Annotated in this window: 15 protein-coding genes; all 15 read right to left on the reverse strand. The window is 72.3% G+C overall.

The window, feature by feature from the left end:
* Window positions 1–366 precede the first annotated feature (366 nt).
* Window positions 367–1,296, reverse strand: a complete 930-nt coding sequence (locus tag AB0N84_RS05925; protein ID WP_069711155.1) for an RluA family pseudouridine synthase — start codon at window positions 1,294–1,296, stop codon at window positions 367–369.
* The gene (lspA, locus tag AB0N84_RS05930; RefSeq protein WP_363544341.1) at window positions 1,293–1,979 is read right to left on the reverse strand and encodes a signal peptidase II; all 687 of its coding nucleotides are present in this window, start codon (window positions 1,977–1,979) and stop codon (window positions 1,293–1,295) included. Before lspA ends, AB0N84_RS05925 begins: the two co-directional genes overlap by 4 nt.
* 2 nt (window positions 1,980–1,981) lie before the next feature.
* Window positions 1,982–2,701 (reverse strand): DivIVA domain-containing protein, encoded by a 720-nt coding sequence (locus AB0N84_RS05935; protein WP_069711157.1) that lies wholly within the window; start codon window positions 2,699–2,701, stop codon window positions 1,982–1,984.
* A gap of 183 nt (window positions 2,702–2,884) precedes the next feature.
* Complete coding sequence (locus AB0N84_RS05940) at window positions 2,885–3,181, reverse strand: YggT family protein (RefSeq protein ID WP_220456212.1); 297 nt, start codon at window positions 3,179–3,181, stop codon at window positions 2,885–2,887.
* A gap of 74 nt (window positions 3,182–3,255) precedes the next feature.
* Window positions 3,256–3,834 carry a cell division protein SepF gene (sepF, locus tag AB0N84_RS05945; RefSeq protein WP_363544344.1) on the reverse strand — a complete coding sequence of 193 codons (579 nt, stop codon included), beginning with the start codon at window positions 3,832–3,834 and terminating at the stop codon, window positions 3,256–3,258.
* A gap of 42 nt (window positions 3,835–3,876) precedes the next feature.
* Window positions 3,877–4,596 (reverse strand): YggS family pyridoxal phosphate-dependent enzyme, encoded by a 720-nt coding sequence (locus tag AB0N84_RS05950; protein WP_363544346.1) that lies wholly within the window; start codon window positions 4,594–4,596, stop codon window positions 3,877–3,879.
* 7 nt (window positions 4,597–4,603) lie between these two features.
* Window positions 4,604–5,770, reverse strand: a complete 1,167-nt coding sequence (gene ftsZ, locus AB0N84_RS05955; RefSeq protein WP_069711161.1) for a cell division protein FtsZ — start codon at window positions 5,768–5,770, stop codon at window positions 4,604–4,606.
* 183 nt (window positions 5,771–5,953) lie between these two features.
* Window positions 5,954–7,276, reverse strand: coding sequence for an FtsQ-type POTRA domain-containing protein (locus AB0N84_RS05960; RefSeq protein WP_363544348.1), 1,323 nt, complete (start codon window positions 7,274–7,276; stop codon window positions 5,954–5,956).
* Window positions 7,273–8,691, reverse strand: a complete 1,419-nt coding sequence (gene murC / locus AB0N84_RS05965) for a UDP-N-acetylmuramate--L-alanine ligase (RefSeq protein ID WP_363544350.1) — start codon at window positions 8,689–8,691, stop codon at window positions 7,273–7,275. The genes AB0N84_RS05960 and murC overlap by 4 nt, the downstream gene beginning before the upstream one ends.
* The gene (locus AB0N84_RS05970) at window positions 8,688–9,884 is read right to left on the reverse strand and encodes a UDP-N-acetylglucosamine--N-acetylmuramyl-(pentapeptide) pyrophosphoryl-undecaprenol N-acetylglucosamine transferase (protein WP_363544352.1); all 1,197 of its coding nucleotides are present in this window, start codon (window positions 9,882–9,884) and stop codon (window positions 8,688–8,690) included. Before AB0N84_RS05970 ends, murC begins: the two co-directional genes overlap by 4 nt.
* Window positions 9,881–11,155: a putative lipid II flippase FtsW gene (gene ftsW / locus AB0N84_RS05975; RefSeq protein ID WP_182046509.1), complete on the reverse strand. Its 1,275-nt coding sequence runs from the start codon at window positions 11,153–11,155 to the stop codon at window positions 9,881–9,883. The genes AB0N84_RS05970 and ftsW overlap by 4 nt, the downstream gene beginning before the upstream one ends.
* Window positions 11,124–12,653, reverse strand: a complete 1,530-nt coding sequence (gene murD / locus AB0N84_RS05980; RefSeq protein ID WP_363544355.1) for a UDP-N-acetylmuramoyl-L-alanine--D-glutamate ligase — start codon at window positions 12,651–12,653, stop codon at window positions 11,124–11,126. The genes ftsW and murD overlap by 32 nt, the downstream gene beginning before the upstream one ends.
* Window positions 12,643–13,746, reverse strand: coding sequence for a phospho-N-acetylmuramoyl-pentapeptide-transferase (gene mraY / locus AB0N84_RS05985; protein ID WP_182046507.1), 1,104 nt, complete (start codon window positions 13,744–13,746; stop codon window positions 12,643–12,645). Before mraY ends, murD begins: the two co-directional genes overlap by 11 nt.
* Complete coding sequence (gene murF, locus AB0N84_RS05990; RefSeq protein ID WP_363544357.1) at window positions 13,743–15,239, reverse strand: UDP-N-acetylmuramoyl-tripeptide--D-alanyl-D-alanine ligase; 1,497 nt, start codon at window positions 15,237–15,239, stop codon at window positions 13,743–13,745. Before murF ends, mraY begins: the two co-directional genes overlap by 4 nt.
* A complete protein-coding gene (locus tag AB0N84_RS05995) occupies window positions 15,236–16,861 on the reverse strand; it encodes a UDP-N-acetylmuramoyl-L-alanyl-D-glutamate--2,6-diaminopimelate ligase (RefSeq protein WP_363544359.1) in 1,626 nt (541 codons plus the stop codon). The genes murF and AB0N84_RS05995 overlap by 4 nt, the downstream gene beginning before the upstream one ends.

Below are 16,861 nucleotides of genomic sequence, written 5' to 3' on the forward strand. Positions count from 1 at the left end.
GCCGGCCGCGCCCGCGAGCGGGCAGGACACGCCGCAGGCGTCTCGTCGGGCGGGCGGAACTCGTCGCTGGTGCCGCCGAGCGTGACAGATGCTGCCCGCTCGACGGACGGCGACGGACGCGACCCGGTGACGGACGGGAGGCGCGTGGCGGCGCCGCGACGCGCCTCCCGTCCGTCCCCGGTGCACCCGCGGTACGCCACCTGGAGCAGGACACGCGACGCTCCGGCCGCGGCGGTCCCACGACTCGCCGCGTGCGGGCTGTCCAGGTTCGGCAGGTTGCTCAGATGCGCGCCGACATGCCGGAATTGCGGAACCTCGGCGACCGGCACGCGGCGCGGCGCGACGCGACGCGACGAGTCGCGACGCCTACGCCGACGCGGCGCGGATGCGCTCGAGCGCCTGCTGCAGGTCGTCCGGGTAGTCCGCCTGGAACTCCACCCACTCGCCCGATCGCGGGTGCTCGAACCCGAGCCGGACCGCGTCGAGCCACTGCCGCGTGAGCCCGAGCTCGGCGGCGAGCACCGGGTCCGCCCCGTAGGTGGTGTCACCGACGAGGGGGTGCCGCGTCGCCGCCATGTGCACGCGGATCTGGTGCGTGCGCCCCGTCTCCAGGTGCACCTCGAGCAGGGTGGCCGCCCGGAAGGCCTCGAGCGTGGCGTAGTGCGTCACGCTCGGCTTGCCGTCGGCCGTCACCGCGAACTTCCAGTCGCTCGACGGGTGCCGGCCGATCGGCGCGTCGATCGTGCCCGAGGTCGGGTCGGGATGCCCCTGCGCGAGCGCGTGGTACACCTTCTCGACGGTGCGCTCCTTGAACGCCCGCTTCAGGTGCGTGTAGGCGAGCTCGGTCTTGGCGACGACCATCAGACCGGAGGTCCCGACGTCGAGCCGGTGCACGATGCCCGCGCGTTCGGCGGCGCCGGAGGTGGCGATGGTGAAGCCCGCGGCGGCCAGGCCGCCCGGCACCGTCGGCCCGTCCCACCCGGGCGACGGGTGCGCGGCGACGCCGACGGGCTTGTCGACCACGACGATGTCGTCGTCGTCGTGCACGATCGTCATGCCCGGCACCGCAGCCGGCACGATGCGGGGCGGTTCCTTCGGAGCCCACTCGACCTCGAGCCACGAGTCGGCGTGAAGGCGGTCGGACTTGCCGACCTCGACGCCGTCGACCCGGACCCCGCCGGCCGCGACGACGTCGGCCGCGAAGGACCGCGAGAACCCGAGGAGCTTGGCGATGGCGGCGTCGACGCGCTCGCCCGCGAGCCCGTCCGGCACCGGGAGGGAACGGTGCTCGCTCACGTCGCGTCGTGCCCGAGGACGTCGTGGCCGTCGCGCGGCGCACGCGGGTCCGGTTCCGGACGGGCGGCACGGCTCGCGCCGGCGACATCGGCGCGCGTCGACGGGGTGGTCGTGTCCTCGTCGGCGCGTGCCGCCGCGGCGTCGGCCGCGCGCTGCTGCTTCGCCGAGAGCGCCCGGGTGCCGTCGAGGTTGACCCCGAGGACCACGAGGAGCACGAAGACCACCATGCTGACGCAGATGAACGAGTCCGCGATGTTGTAGATCGCCGGCATCATCCACGGCGTCGAGATGAAGTCGACCACGTGGCCCCGGCCGAACCCGGGCTCGCGGAAGAGCCGGTCGAGCAGGTTGCCGAGCGCGCCGCCGAGCAGCATGCCGAGCACGATCGCCCACCACATCGAGCGGATGCGCCGGGCGTAGACGACGATGGCGATGACGACCGCCGTCGAGACGATCGAGAAGACCCAGGTCATGTTCACCGCGAACGAGAACGCGGCCCCCGGGTTGCGGACGTACAGGAGCTGGAGTGCGTCACCGAGGACGGGCACCACCTGGCCGTAGGGCAGGTTCGCGACCACGAGCGCCTTGACGCCCTGGTCGAGTGCCACCACGACGACAGCGGCGAAGGCCAGTGCCGCGATCGCGCGGACACTGACCTTCGCTCGTGGTGCTGGTCGGGACAACGTCAGTTGCCGAAGCCCTGCGCCGACGCCGGCGCGGGGGTGAGACCGGACTGCTCGGAGCCCGAACCGCCCAGCTCGTCGAGCTGCCCCTGGATGTAGCTCTTGAGCTGCGCACGGTAGTCGCGCTCGAACGTGCGGAGCTCGTCGATCTTGCCCTCGAGCTGGCGCTGCTCCTGCTCGAGCACCGCGACACGCTGACGGTTCGTGTTCTCGGTGTCGGCGATGATCTGGCGCTGCTTGGCCTCGGCCTCGTTCACGAGACGGGCGGCCTGCGCGGTGCCCTCGGCGATCAGCGCGTCGCGCTTCTCGATGCCCTCGCGGACGTGCTCCTCGTGGAGACGACGGGCGAGCGTGAGGAGGTTCGTGGTGCCCTCGGTGTCCTCGTCGGCGGGGACCGTCGACGGGGCGGGAGCGGCGGCGGCGACCGGCGCGGGCTCCGGAGCGGCGGCGACGGGGGCCGGCTCGGGCTCGGGCGTCGGAGCGGGCTGCTCGTCGTGCTCCGCGGTGGTCTGCGCGTCGGCGGGCTGCTCGACCGCGGCCGGCTTCGGCGCCGACTCGGCGGCCTGCAGGCGCTGCCGGAGCTCGTCGTTCTCGGCCGTCAGGCGACGGAGCTCGACGACGACCTCGTCCAGGAAGTCGTCGACCTCGTCCTGGTCGTAGCCTTCCCGGAACTTCGTCGGCTGGAACCGCTTGTTGACTACGTCTTCCGGCGTCAAAGCCATTGCCGTCACCTCGATAGAACTGCTGAACGTGTGGAACCACTTGCGTCGCGACCGAACCTACCAGTCACGTCGAGCGGTGCGGACGTCCGCCGGGGCGGACATCGATCCCGACCACCGTACACCGGAGCCGGATCGGAACCGTGACCTTCGCCTGGGCGTGGCGCGTGTCGCGGCGGAACGCGGTCAGAAACCGCGGGCGAGGCCCCCGACGATCACCCGGAGGATGATCACCACGAGCATGACGATGGTCCACCCGAAGTCGAGCGCCACCGGCCCGAGCCGCAGCGGCGGGAGGAGCCGCCGGACGAACCGGATCGGCGGGTCGGTCAGGGTGTAGACCACGTCGGCGACGACCAGCAGGGCGCCACGGGGACGCCACGACCGGCTGTAGGCCTGCACGATGTCGAACGCGAACCGACCCCACATCACGAAGAAGTAGAGGAGGAGGGCGAAGGAGAGGATCCCGAAGACCAGTGACACGATGGGGCTCGCTCGGCTCGGGTGCGTCCGTCGTCAGGACGGCCGCACGGGGCGGGCTGAACCGCGGGGACGGCTCAGGACTGGGCGAAGAAGGACGCCTCGATGTCGGACTCTACCTCAGCCGGCTCACCACTCACCGCGACGTGGGCGGGCGAGAGCAGGAAGACCTTGTTCGTGACGCGCTCGATCTTCCCGAACAGCCCGAGCGACAGGCCCGATGCGAAGTCGATCATGCGACGCGCGTCCGACTCGGTCATCTGCGAGAGGTTGATGATGACGGGGATGCCGTCGCGGAAGCTCTCGGCGATGGACTGGGCGTCCTTGTACTCGCGCGGGTGGACGGTGAGGATCTCGTTCATTTCCTGGACCGGGGTCGCCTTCTGTGCGGTCGTGTGCGAGCGGCGGAGCGGGGTGACCTGGGCGCCGCGCTGGTGGGTGTGCGTCTTGGGCTCGGCGGGTGCCGCAGCGGGTGCGGCGGCGGCCGGTGCCTCCGGTGCCGGGGTCGCGGCCGCCGTGGCGACGGGAGCCGGGGCGGCGGCGGGCTGGCGCGTCTGCGCCGGAGCCGCCTGCTGCTGCTGCTGCTGCTCGTCCTCGTACAGTTCCTCGTCGGCGAGGCCGAGGTAGACCATCGTCTTCTTGAGCGGGTTGGCCATGGTTCCTCCGGAGTTCGTGCTCGTGGATGCCCTGGGACGAGGCTAGGGCGCGACCGGCCGGTTTCCCGTGATTGCCGTGCCGATGCGGAGGTGTGTCGCGCCCTCGGCGATCGCCTCCGCGAAGTCACCGCTCATGCCGGCCGAGACGTCGGTGGCGTCGGGCGCGAGGGACACGACACGCTCGGAGGTCGCGCGGAGCCGAGCGAAGGCACGTCGGGGCTCCTCGTCGAGCGGTGCGACGGCCATCACCCCGCGCAGGCGGACCGTACCGGTCGCCAGGACCCGTTCGGCCATCGCCTCGACGTCCTCCGGCTGGACACCGCCGCGGCCGGGGTCGTCGGTGAGGTTGACCTGGACGAAGCCGTCGATCACGCGCGGGTCCGGCTCGGCGTCCGTCGGCGCGAAGGCGTCGACGACCGAGTCGCGGTCCAGCGACTGGACGACGTCGGCGTACCGCCGCGCCTGGCGTGCCTTCTTCGACTGCAGCTGTCCGACGAAGTGCCAGGTGAGGTCGAGGTCGGCCAGCTCCGCGGCCTTCGCCTGGGCCTCCTGGTGCCGGTTCTCCCCCACGTCGGTGACGCCGAGCGCGGCGAGCTCGCGGACGAGGGAGGCCGGGTGGTACTTGGTGACGACGACGAGCGTCAGCTCGTCGGCCGGGCGCCCCGCTGCGCGGGCCGCGTCGGTGATCGCGGACCGGACGGATGCGAGACGCGCCTCCAGTCCGTCACGGTCGACGGTCTGGAGGCGCGTCTCGGCAGCCACGGGAGGCTTACTTCAGGAAGTCGGGGACGTCGAGCTCGTCGTCGTCGTCGAACGCCGGGTCGGCGGCACGACGCACGGGCGCCTCGTGCTCCTGCGACGACCAGGACGGTGCGCTCGTCGCGGTGTCCTCGATCGCGCCGGTGCCGGCCGCGCCGGACGACGCACCCGCGCCGCCCTCGGGATCGACCCAGCTCGAGCGGTGCTGCTTCTGCTGCTGCGAGCTCGGCTCGCCGCCGTCGAAGCCCGCGGCGATGACGGTCACGCGGACCTCGTCGCCGAGGGTGTCGTCGATCACGGCACCGAAGATGATGTTGGCCTCGGGGTGGACGGCCTCCTGCACCAGGCGCGCGGCATCGTTGATCTCGAAGATGCCGAGGTTCGAGCCGCCCTGGATCGACAGGAGCACGCCGTGGGCACCGTCGATCGAGGCCTCGAGCAGCGGGGACGCCACGGCGAGCTCGGCGGCCTTGATGGCACGGTCGGCGCCCCGCGAGGAGCCGATGCCCATGAGCGCCGAACCGGCGCCCTGCATGACCGACTTGACGTCGGCGAAGTCGAGGTTGATGAGACCGGGCGTGGTGATGAGGTCGGTGATGCCCTGGACACCGGCGAGCAGGACCTGGTCGGCGGTCGCGAAGGCCTCGACCATGGAGATGCCGCGGTCGCTGATCTCGAGCAGGCGGTCGTTCGGCACGACGATGAGCGTGTCGACCTCGTCCTTGAGCGACGCGACGCCGTTCTCGGCCTGCGACTGACGACGCTTGCCCTCGAAGCTGAAGGGCTTCGTGACGACACCGATCGTGAGCGCGCCGATCGACTTCGCGATGCGCGCGACCACGGGCGCACCACCCGTCCCGGTGCCGCCGCCCTCGCCGGCCGTGACGAAGACCATGTCGGCACCCGCGAGGGCCTCCTCGATCTCCTCGGCGTGGTCCTCGGCGGCACGGCGGCCGACCTCGGGGTCCGCGCCGGCGCCGAGACCGCGGGTGATCTCGCGGCCGACGTCGAGCTTGACGTCGGCGTCGCTGAGCAGCAGTGCCTGTGCGTCGGTGTTGATCGCGATGAACTCGACGCCGCGGAGGCCGAGCTCGATCATGCGGTTCACGGCGTTCACGCCGCCGCCGCCGACACCGACGACCTTGATGACGGCGAGGTAGTTGTGGTTCGTGGTCACGTCAGTCGGGCCTCCGGTTGAACCCTCAACCTCTACTTGAAGTTCAGGGGCAATGCTGGTAGATGTGGTGCTCCCCCGACGCTACGGGTGTGCTCCGCAGGCTGTCGCCCCGCCACGCCGCGTGTCGCCGATCGCGGTCGTCGATTCCTGCTCACGCGGCGTCCGCCCGGCAGCGACGGTGCGTCAGTCCTTCGCGCGGACGATGCCGTTGTCCGGCGCCGACACGTCGAACTCGACCTTCGTGTCGGGGTTCCGCGCGGTGTGGTCCTTGACGAGTGCCGCGAGCAGTGCCGCCTTCGCGTCCGACGAGTCCGGGCTCCCCCACACGACGGTCGACCCGTCGCCGAGGGTCAGCGTGACGTCGTCCGCCGTGCTCGCGCGGACGTCCGTCACCTGGTTGCGGACGGTCGACGGCAGCGACAGGACGACCTCGGTCATCGTGCGGAAGACCGGGGACCCGAGCTCGGCGCGGGCGACGTCGGCGACCGGCACGCCCTCCGGGCGCTTCGGCGACGACTGCACGACGATGCCGGCCGGGTCGACGAGGTCGAAGGACTTCCCCGACGGCACGGCGACGACCGGCGTGCGCTCGGTGACGGTCACCACCAGGGTGTGCGGCGGGACCTCCTCGGTCACGTAGCTCTCGATGAGGGGGAAGCCGGCGATGTCCCGCTTGACCTCGTCGAAGTCGAGCCGGGCGAGCGGCGTGCCGACCTGGTCGGAGAGCGCCTGCCGGAGGGCGGTCGCGTCGACGCGGTCGGTACCGCGGACCTCGATCGTCCGCAGGGCCATGAGCGGCGAGGTGACGGCGACGAGGATCGAGGCACCGAAGACGACGACGACCGCCGCGACCGTGATCCACGCGGCACGACGGTGCCGGGCCCTGCGGGTGAACCGCCGGACCTCGGCGCGCTCGAGCAGCCGACGGCGGCGCTTCGCCACGCGGGCCTCGCGGGCGGTCTCGGCGGCGCGGACGCCCGCACCGATCGGGGTCGCGTGCGCGCCCGTGGCCGCAGCGCCGGAGTCGTCGGCAGCGTGGTCGGCGGCCGACGGCACGGCCACGTCGATGACGTCGGTGACGGTGGCGAGGCGTCCGGGCCCGCCGTCGTCGGTGCCGTCGTGGGTGCCGTGCACGGCAGCCGGGTGCGTCCCCGGGCGGGCGGTGTCGTGGTCGTCGTCGGCCTGGTACTCCCGCAGCCGTTCGGCGACCGAGGAGAAGCCGGCGCCGAGCCGACGGCCGGCAGCGCTGGCGATCGCGCCGGCGCGGTCCCGGTGACCGGGCGCGCCGGACGCAGCCGTGGCGGTGGGGTCGACCCGCTCGTCGCCCCGCTCGTCGACGGGGGCCGACGTACCGGGGTCCCGGTGGACCTCCCGGACGTCGGTCGCGGGCGGACGCGACGGGCGCCGTGGGACCAGCGGGCCACGACGCTGCCGTGGCGTCGACGCGCGCTCGGCGGGGGCGGCCGGTTCCTCCGGACGCCCGTCGAAGCCCTCGGGACGCTTCACTGCGTGTGCGTCCCGTCGTGCAGGGCACCGAGGACCTGCGGGATGATGCGGTAGACGTCCCCGCAGCTGAGCGTCATGACGATGTCGCCCTCGCGCGCGACGTCGGCCGCGCGTGCGGCCGCCTCGTCCCAGTCGGGCAGGAAGTCGACGCGGGACTGGTCCACGAACCGCTCCTGCACGAGGGCACCGGTCACGCCGGGCTCCGGGTCCTCCCGGGCGCCGTAGACGTCGAGGACCACGGTGTGGTCGGCGAGCTCCTCGTAGACCTTCGCGAAGTCCCCCGCCATCAGGCGGGTCCGCGAGTACAGGTGCGGCTGGTGGATCGCGATGATGCGGCCGTCGCCGACGACGTTCCGGGCGGCGCGGAGTGCGGCCGCGACCTCGGTCGGGTGGTGCGCGTAGTCGTCGTACACGGAGACACCGCGCTCGACGCCGTGCAGCTCGAAGCGCCGCTCGGTGCCGCCGAACGCCTCGATGCCGCGGATCGCGTCGGCCGGGGCGACCCCGAGACCGGTGAGCACCGCGAAGGCGCCGACGGCGTTCACGGCGTTGTGCCGTCCGGGCACGCGCAGGGTCATGTGGTGCGACTCGCCCCCGGCGCGCAGGTCGACCTCGACGCTCGCCGCCTCGACGATGCGCTCGATGCGGACGTCCGCGTCGGCGGCCTCGCCGAACGTGACGATCTCGGGTGCGCCCTCGCGTGCCCGGACGCCCGCCGTCACGCGCTTCGCGCCGGCGTCGTCGCTCGAGACGACGATGCGCTCGCGTGCCCGGCCGGCGAACTCGACGAACGCGTCGATGAAGGCGTCCTCGCTGCCGTAGTGGTCGAGGTGGTCCGCGTCGACGTTCGTGACGAGGGCCACGGCGACGTCGTAGAGCAGGAAGGAGCCGTCGGACTCGTCGGCCTCGACGACGAACAGGTCGCTCGTGCCCGGGGCCGAGCTCGTGCCGAGCGACTGGATGACGCCGCCGTTGACGAAGCTCGGGTCGAGTCCGAGCTCGACCATGGCGGTGACGATCATGCCGGTGGACGTGGTCTTGCCGTGCGCGCCGGCGACCGCGACGAGGCGGTGGTCGGCGATGAGGGCGGCGAGGGCCTGGGACCGGTGCAGGACCGGCAGGCCGCGGCGCTGCGCCTCGAGGAGCTCGGGATTGTCCGGCCAGAGGGCGCTGGTGACGACCACGGTGTCCGCGTCGCCGAGGTTCGCCGCGTCGTGCCCGACGTGCACCTCGGCGCCGAGGTCGCGCATCGTGCCGGTCGTCGCGGTCTCGCGGGAGTCGCTGCCGGTGACGCGGTGCCCGGCGGCGAGGAACATCCGGGCGATGCCGCTCATGCCGGAGCCGCCGATGCCGACGAAGTGGACCGTGCCGAGGTCGTCGGGGATCGGCTGGGTCAGGTCCGGCTTGATGGTCATCGTTCCTCCGTGGTGCTGGTGCCGGCGCTCGGGCTGGGGCTCGGGCTCGTGCTCGGGCTCGGGCTCGTCGCGTCCGTGGCGGTGCGCGTCTCCCCGCTGCCGCGTCGGGCCCGTGGGGTGGCCTCGACCGCCGCGCCCTGGACGAGCGCCGTCATCCGGTCGGCCCCGTCGCGGTGTCCCACGCTCCCCGCACGCACCGCCATGTCCGCGATGCGGGCCCGGTCGCGCAGGATGCCGAGCAGCTGGAACGAGACCCAGTCCTCGGTGAACGCGGCGTCGTCCACCAGCACCGCTCCCCCGGCGCCGACGACGTCCGCCGCGTTGTGCCGCTGCTCGCCGTTGCCGACCGGGTAGGGCACGAGCACGCTCGGCAGACCGACGGCGGTCAGCTCGCAGACCATGCCGGCACCGGAGCGCGAGACCACGAAGTCCGACGCGGCGTAGGCCAGGTCCATCCGGTCGCAGTACGGCAGCACGTGGTACCCGTCGAGGTCGCTGGGGCCGATGTCCGACTTGCCGCCGACGACGTGCAGCACCTGCCACCCGGCGTCGACGATCGCCGTCGCGGACCGGTTCACCGTCGCGTTGATGCTCCGCGCACCGGAGGAGCCGCCGGTGACGAGCAGGACGGGTCGGTCCGGGTCGAGGCCGAACTCGGCCAGCCCCTCGGCGCGCGCGGCACGGCGGTCGAGCGTCTCGATCTCCCGGCGCAGGGGCATGCCGACCACGCGGCCGTGGCGCAGGCGGGTGTTCGAGAACGTCAGCCCGACGTGCCGGGTGAGGAACGCGGCGAGCCGGTTCGCCAGCCCGGGCTTGGCGTTCTGCTCGTGCACGACGATCGGCGTACCCGTGCGCTTCGCCGCGATGTAGGCCGGCGCGGCCGCGTAGCCGCCGACCCCGAGGACCACCTCGACGTCGTGCTCGCGGATGAACCGCTCGGTGCGCCGGACCGCCGCCGCGAACCGTCCGGGAAAGCGCAGCGCGCGGGCGTCGAGCCGACGCGGGAACGGCAGGCGCGGGATCGTCAGCAGCTCGTAGCCGCGCATGGGCACGAGCCGCGACTCGAGCCCCTCGGCCGTACCGAGCACGAGCACCCGGGCCTCCGGGTCGCGCTCGGTCAGCCGGTCGGCGACGGCGAGCAGCGGGTTGACGTGTCCGGCGGTGCCGCCGCCGGCGAAGAGGTACGTGCTCACCGGAACCTTCCGTTCTGGGGTGCGAGGTCGTGCCGCGGCCCGCCGACCGCGTTCCGTCCGGGCAGGTCGCGGGCGAAGGACAGCACGACACCGATGGCCACGAGGGTCATGATGAGCGCCGAACCTCCGGCGGAGATGAGCGGGAGCGGGACGCCGAGGACGGGCAGGAGCCCGAGCACCACCGCGATGTTGACGAGCGCCTGCCCGATGATCCAGGCGAGGATCGCGCCGGTCACGGTGCGGACGAAGGGGTCGTTCGACTGGCGGATCACCTTGATCATGCTGACCGCCAGGACCACGAAGAGCGCGAGGACGACGACGGCCCCGATGAGCCCGAGCTCCTCGCCGATGATGGCGAAGATGTAGTCGTTGTCGGCCTCGGGCAGCCACGACCACTTGGCCTTGGAGTTGCCGAGCCCGACGCCGAAGACCCCGCCGGACGCCAGCGCCCACATGCCGTGGACCGGCTGCCAGCAGAGGTCCTGGTACTGGTTGGAGTCGGTGCACCCGGACAGCCACGCGCTGATGCGGACCTGCCGGGAGGACGAGGCCATCGTCACGAAGGGCAGGACCACCCCGACCGCGACGACGATCGCGAGCAGGTGGCGTGCGCGGGCGCCGCCGATGTAGAGCGCGCCGAGCACCAGGATGAGCATGATCATCGCGGTGCCCTGGTCGCCACCGAGGAGCACCATGCCGAGCGGCAGCACCGTGGCGATGCCGACCGGGACGAAGATCTCCTTCCAGTCCCGGAGCTTGTCGCGCTTGGCGTACATGATCGCGCCGATGCCGAGCGCGAGCGCGAGCTTGATCGCCTCGGACGGCTGCGCGGTGAACGACCCGAAGCCGACCCAGTTCCGGTTGCCCTGCACCTCGATGCCGAGCGGCGTGTAGACGAGCAGCTGCAGGAAGAGCGCGGCGCCGAGGATCCGCATCGCCCACTTCCGCCACACCCGCGCCGGCACGCGACTGGCGACGAGCATGAGCGGGACGCCGAGCACGGCGTACAGCCCCTGTCGCGACGCCGCCCCGAAGAAGTCGTGCGTCGCCGCGTACTGCTCGACGCTCGACGAGGACAGCACCATCACGACGCCGAAGACGACGAGGAACAGCGTCACGCCGAGGATCGTGTAGAACGTGCTCGACTCGGCGACGAAGACGTTCTTGACCGCGACGACGGCGCCGTGCGTCCGGCGTGGTCCGTCGGCACGGGGGGAACCGGCCGCCGTGCGGGTGCCGCTACGGCCGCTCGGGAGATCCGTGGTCGCCATCGGCTGTGCCTCCCAGGTGCTCGTGGACCGCCGCCGCGAATCGACGCCCCCGGTCGGCGTAGGAACCGAACTGGTCGAACGACGCAGCAGCCGGGGCGAGGAGGACCGTGTCGCCAGGTCGCGCGACCGAAGCGGCATGCCGGACCGCCTCGGGCATGACGTGTTCAGTGTCCGTCGCCTCGACCTGCAGGACCGGCACCCCGGGCGCGTGTCGCGCGAATGCCTCGAGCACGGGCGCGCGGTCGGTCCCGATCACGATCGCCGCCCGGGCGTCCGGACCGAAGCGCTCGACGAGCCCGTCGATGTCGACGCCCTTGAACTGGCCACCGACGATCCAGACGACGGTCTCGAAGGACGCCAGCGACGCCGTCGCCGCGTGCGGGTTCGTGGCCTTCGAGTCGTCGACCCAGGTGATGCCGTCCGCCGTCGCGACGTGCTCGGTGCGGTGGTGGTCGGCGCGGAACCCCTGCACGGCGCTGCGGATGTGCGCCGGTGCGACGGACGCGGCACGCGCGAGGGCGGCGGCGGCCAGGACGTTCATGGTCATGTGCGGGCTCGCGAGACCGGCCTGCTCGAGGTCGGCCAGGGTCGCGAGCTCGAGCGCGCTGTTGCGGCGGTCCTCGGTGAAGGCGCGGTCGCAGAGCACGTCGTCGACGATCCCCACGTCACCCGGCGCGGGGACCCCGGGGGTGAAGCCGACGGCACGGCAGCCCTCGACGACGTCGGCCTGCTCCACCATGCGGCGGGTGGCGTCGTCGGCGGTGTTGTAGACGCACGCCATGACGGAGCGCTCGTAGACCTTCGCCTTCGTGGCCCGGTAGGCCTCGGCGGAGCCGTGCCACTCGAGGTGGTCGTCGGCGATGTTCAGGCAGGCGCTCGCGAGCGGCACGACGGCGCCGTCGCCCGTGGTGGGCATGTAGTGCAGCTGGTGGCTGGAGAGCTCGACGACCAGGACGTCGAAGCCCTCCGGGTCGCGGACCACGTCGAGCACCGGCACGCCGATGTTCCCGCACGCGACCGCACGGAGTCCGGACGCCGCGAACATCGCGGTGGTCAGCTGCGTGGTCGTGGTCTTGCCGTTCGTGCCGGTGATCGTCACCCAGGGCGCCGCGATCGGGCCGCGCACGACCTTGTCGCGGACGCGCCACGCGAGCTCGATGTCGCCCCAGACCACGCTGTTCGCCGTGGCCCACTGCACGCTCGCGTTGTTCGGCGGCAAGCCGGGCGAGACGACCACGAGGTCCGGCGCCTGCGCGACGAGCGACTCGGGCACGGTGTCGAGCGACGTGCGCTCGAACCGGGCACCGATGACGTCGAGCAGCTCGACGGTGTCGTCGGGTCCGTCCGGGGCGTGGACGGTGACCTCGCTGCCGAGCTCGACCAGGGTGTCCGCCACCGAGAAGCCGGTGGCGCCCAGTCCGAGCACGGCGACCCGGAGCCCCTTCCACCCCTCGGCGTACCAGCTGTCGAGGCCGTCGAGGCGGGGGTCAGCCGACACGGGCGATCCATTCCAGGTAGAAGAGTCCGACACCGGCGGCGACGCAGAGTCCCGCGATGATCCAGAACCGGACGACGACGGTCACCTCGGCCCACCCCTTCAGCTCGAAGTGGTGGTGCAGCGGGCTCATCCGGAAGATGCGCTTGCCGTGGGTGATCTTGAAGTAGGCCCGCTGCAGGATGACCGAGCCGGTGACGATGAAGAACAGTCCACCGATGAGGATCAGCAGCAGCTCGGTGCGGCTCAGGATCGCGAGACCGGCCAGGGCGCCGCCGAGGCCGAGCGACCCCGTGTCGCCGAGGAAGATCTGCGCGGGCGAGGTGTTGTACCAGAGGAAGCCGATGAGGCCACCGCAGACCGCGGCCGCGACGACGGCCAGGTCGAGCGGGTCGGTCGTGCTGTAGCAGGCGTGCGCGGTGCTCTCGTCGAGCCGCACGCCGCCGCAGATCTGGTTGGACTGCCAGAACCCGATGATCACGTACGAGCCGATCGCGAGGATGCTCGACCCGGTCGCGAGACCGTCGAGGCCGTCCGCCACGTTCACGCCGTTCGACGTCGACACCGTGAGCAGCACGATCCACGCCAGGTACAGGACCGTGCCGATGACGGTCCCGAGCACCATGAAGTCGAGCCACGGGACGTCGCGGATCGCGGAGATCATCGTGGACGCCGGGGGCTTGCCGTTCCCGGTCGGCACGACGAGCGCGATCGTGGCGAAGATGACGCCGACGATGACCTGGCCGAGGACCTTGGCCCACCCGCCGAGCCCGAGGCTCCGCTGGCGTCGCACCTTCAGGAAGTCGTCGATGAAGCCGACGAACCCGAGTCCGACCATGAGGAACAGCACGAGCAGCCCGGACAGGGTGACGGAGTCACGCCCGACCAGGTGTCCGACGAAGTAGCCCAGCACCGCGCCGATGATGAGGACGATGCCGCCCATCGTGGCCGTGCCGCGCTTCGTGTGGTGCGACTGCGGGCCGTCGTCACGGATGAACTGTCCCCACCCGAGACGGTGGAACAGCTTGATGAACAGCGGCGTGAGCAGCAGTGTGAACACCAGCGACACGGCGCCGGCGACGAGGAGCGCGATCATTCGGTGACACCTCCGAGGCGATCGCCGAGGAATCGCAGTTCGGCTGACTTCGAGGACTTGACCAGGACGACGTCGCCGGGGCGGACCATCTCCTGCAGGGCACGGACGGCGTCGTCGACGTCCTCGACGTACACGGACTCCCCGTCCCACGACCCCTCGAGCGTGGCGGCCTGGTGGATGGCGGCGGCGCCGGGTCCGACGACCACGAGCTGTCCGATGCCGAGCCGGACGACGAGCCGACCGATGGTGTCGTGCTCCTCGGTCGCGTACTCGCCGAGCTCGGCCATCTCGCCGAGCACGGCGACGGAGCGCTCGCCCGGGCGCACGACCTGCGCCAGGGTGCGGAGCGCGGCCGCCATCGAGTCCGGCGAGGCGTTGTAGGCGTCGTTGATGACGGTGACGCCCTCGGGTCCGCCCTGGAGGAGCTCCATGCGCCAGCGCTCGGCCCGCGTCATCGACGCGAGCGCCTCGGCGCCGGCGGCGAGCGGGACGCCCCACAGGTGCGCGACGGTGAGCGCGGCGGACGCGTTCATCGCGTGGTGCTCACCGAGGATGGCGAGCCGGACGTCGACGGTCTCGGGACCGTGCGCCGACCCTTCGGCGTGGTCCGCCGCTGCCTCCTCGGGGACGGGAGGCGCGGTGAGCGTGAAGCGGGTGCCGCCGCGGTCCGTCTCGATGCCGCCGATGCGGTAGTCGGCACCCGCGGACGTGCCGAATCCGACGACGCTCGCGTCGGTCAGCGCCCGCATGGACGCGACGCGGTCGTCGTCGACGTTGAGCAGCGCGGTCGCGGTCGCCGGCAGGTCGGTGACCATCTCCGACTTCGCGCGCTGCGTGGCCTCGATCCCGCCGAACTCCCCCGCGTGCGCGAGTCCGACCTTGAGGACGACGCCGACGTCCGGCTCGGCGATCGAGACGAGCTTCGCGATGTGACCGATGCCGCTGGCACCCATCTCGACCACGAGGAACCGCGTGTCGTGGGTGATGCGGAGCATCGAGACCGGGGCGCCGACGTGGTTGTTGAAGGACCCCTGCGGCGCGACGGTGTCGCCGTGCTGCTCGAGGATGGTCCGGAGCATGTTCTTCGTGCTCGTCTTGCCGTTCGAGCCGGTGATGCCCACCACGCGCAGGGGGGCCGGGCGGCCCTGCTCGTCGACGCGGTCGGCGCTCGAGGCGCGGACGCGCGCGACGACCTCGTGCGCGAGCGCGGCGAGGGCGGCGTACCCGTCGGGCACGACGACCTGCGCGGTGTCGCTGCCCTCGGGCAGCTCGACCGCACGTTCGGTGACGACGAGGGCGGCACCGGCCTCGGCCGCGGCCGGCACGAAGCGGTGGCCGTCGGTCTCCTCACCGAGCAGGGCGAAGAACACGCTGCCGGCGCCGACGAGGCGCGAGTCGGTCTCGACGCTGCCGTCGACGACCCGTCCGCGGGCACCGCTGACGAGCTCGCCGCCGATCGCAGTGGCGATCTCGGCGAGGGTCAGCGCGATCATCGGATCTCCTCCGCCGGACCGGAGTTCGGCTCCCAGCCGGCCTCGCGGAGGGCCTGGCGGGCCTCGTCGCGGGCCGAGTACGGCGTGCGGACGCCCGCGATGTCGCGGTAGTCCTGGTGCCCGGGACCGGCCCAGAGGATCGAGTCCCCCTCCCCGAGCAGGCTGACCGCCTTGCGGATCGCGGCCTCGGGCGGGCTCACCTCGTACGTCTCGTGGTCCGGGTAGGCCTCGCGCGCGGCGTCGACCAGGGTCTTCCGGATCGACGCGGCGTCCTCGAAGCGGGGGTGGTGGTCGGTGACGACGAGCACGTCGCTGCCGGCCGCCGCCACGCGCGCCATGTCGCCGCGCTTGGTCGTGTCGCGGTCGCCGTCGGCGCCGAAGAGCATGAGGACCCGGCCGGTCGTGAACTGCCGGACGGCGGCCAGGGTGTTCTCGAAGGCGTCGGCGCTGTGGCCGAAGTCCACGTAGACGCTCGGGCCGCGGTCGCCGGAGACGCGCTCGGTGCGACCGGGCAGGTAGCACTCGATCGCGCTGACGCGATGCTCGTCGGTCTCGTCCGCGTAGCGGCGGTGGTTCGACCCGAGCGCGTGCGCGATGGCACCGAGCTCGAAGCCGCCCTCGACGAGCATGACGATCGCCAGCGCCGCGTTCGCCGCCATGTGCCAGCCGATCAAGGGCACACGGGTGGTGAGCTCGCGGCCCTCGGGGCCGGTCAGACGGAACTCGGTGTAGGCCGCGTGCGCCTCGACGATCTCGACGTGCCACTCGGCCTCGACGTCGGGGTGCACCGTGATGGTCGTGACCGGGATGCGGGAATCCTGCACCACGCGGTGGCCCCAGTCGGTGTCCAGCGAGACGACGCCGCGACGGCTGTGCTCGGGCTGGAACAGCGGGAGCTTCGCCTGGTAGTACTCCTCCATGTCGGCGTAGTCGTCGAGGTGGTCGTGCGACAGGTTCGTGAACCCGGCGACGTCGAACACGATCCCGTCGACGCGGTGCCGGCTGAGGGCCTGGGCACTCACCTCGACGGCGACCGCGCGCACCTCGGACTCGCGCATCCTGGCGAGGAGCGCGTGCATCTCGCTCGCCTCGGGCGTGGTCAGGCGGCTGGTGACGCTGAGCGTGCCGATGTGGCGCTCCGCGGTCGAGCTCAGGCCGGTGACGAGACCGAGCTGCTTGAGGATCCCCTCGAGGATGTACGAGGTGCTGGTCTTGCCGTTCGTGCCGGTGGTGGCGAACAGCTGCGGCAGGTCGGTCGCCTCGTCCGGGTGGGTGCGGTAGACCCAGGCGGACACGTCGCCGAGCGCGGCCCGCGGGTCCTCGACCACCAGGACCGGCAGTCCGGACGGCTCGGCGAGGGCCACGCCGTCCGCGTCGGTGAGCACGGCGACCGCGCCGCGCTCGGCGGCCTCGGCGGCGAACTGCGCTCCGTGGCGGTTCGCGCCGTGCACGCCGACGAACAGGTCACCGGGCTGCACCTCGGCAGCGCTCAGGGTGACGCCCGTCGTCTCGACGGTGTCGACCGCGCCGACGACGCGCATGCCGAACGCGTTCGCGAGTTCGGCCACGCTCCTCGGGGTCGGGTGTTCGGGTCGGAGGACCGGGGGGATCCGTGCGGACAA

It is taken from the genome of Curtobacterium sp. NPDC089185 (genome assembly GCF_040685235.1).
Lineage (GTDB): Bacteria > Actinomycetota > Actinomycetes > Actinomycetales > Microbacteriaceae > Curtobacterium > Curtobacterium citri.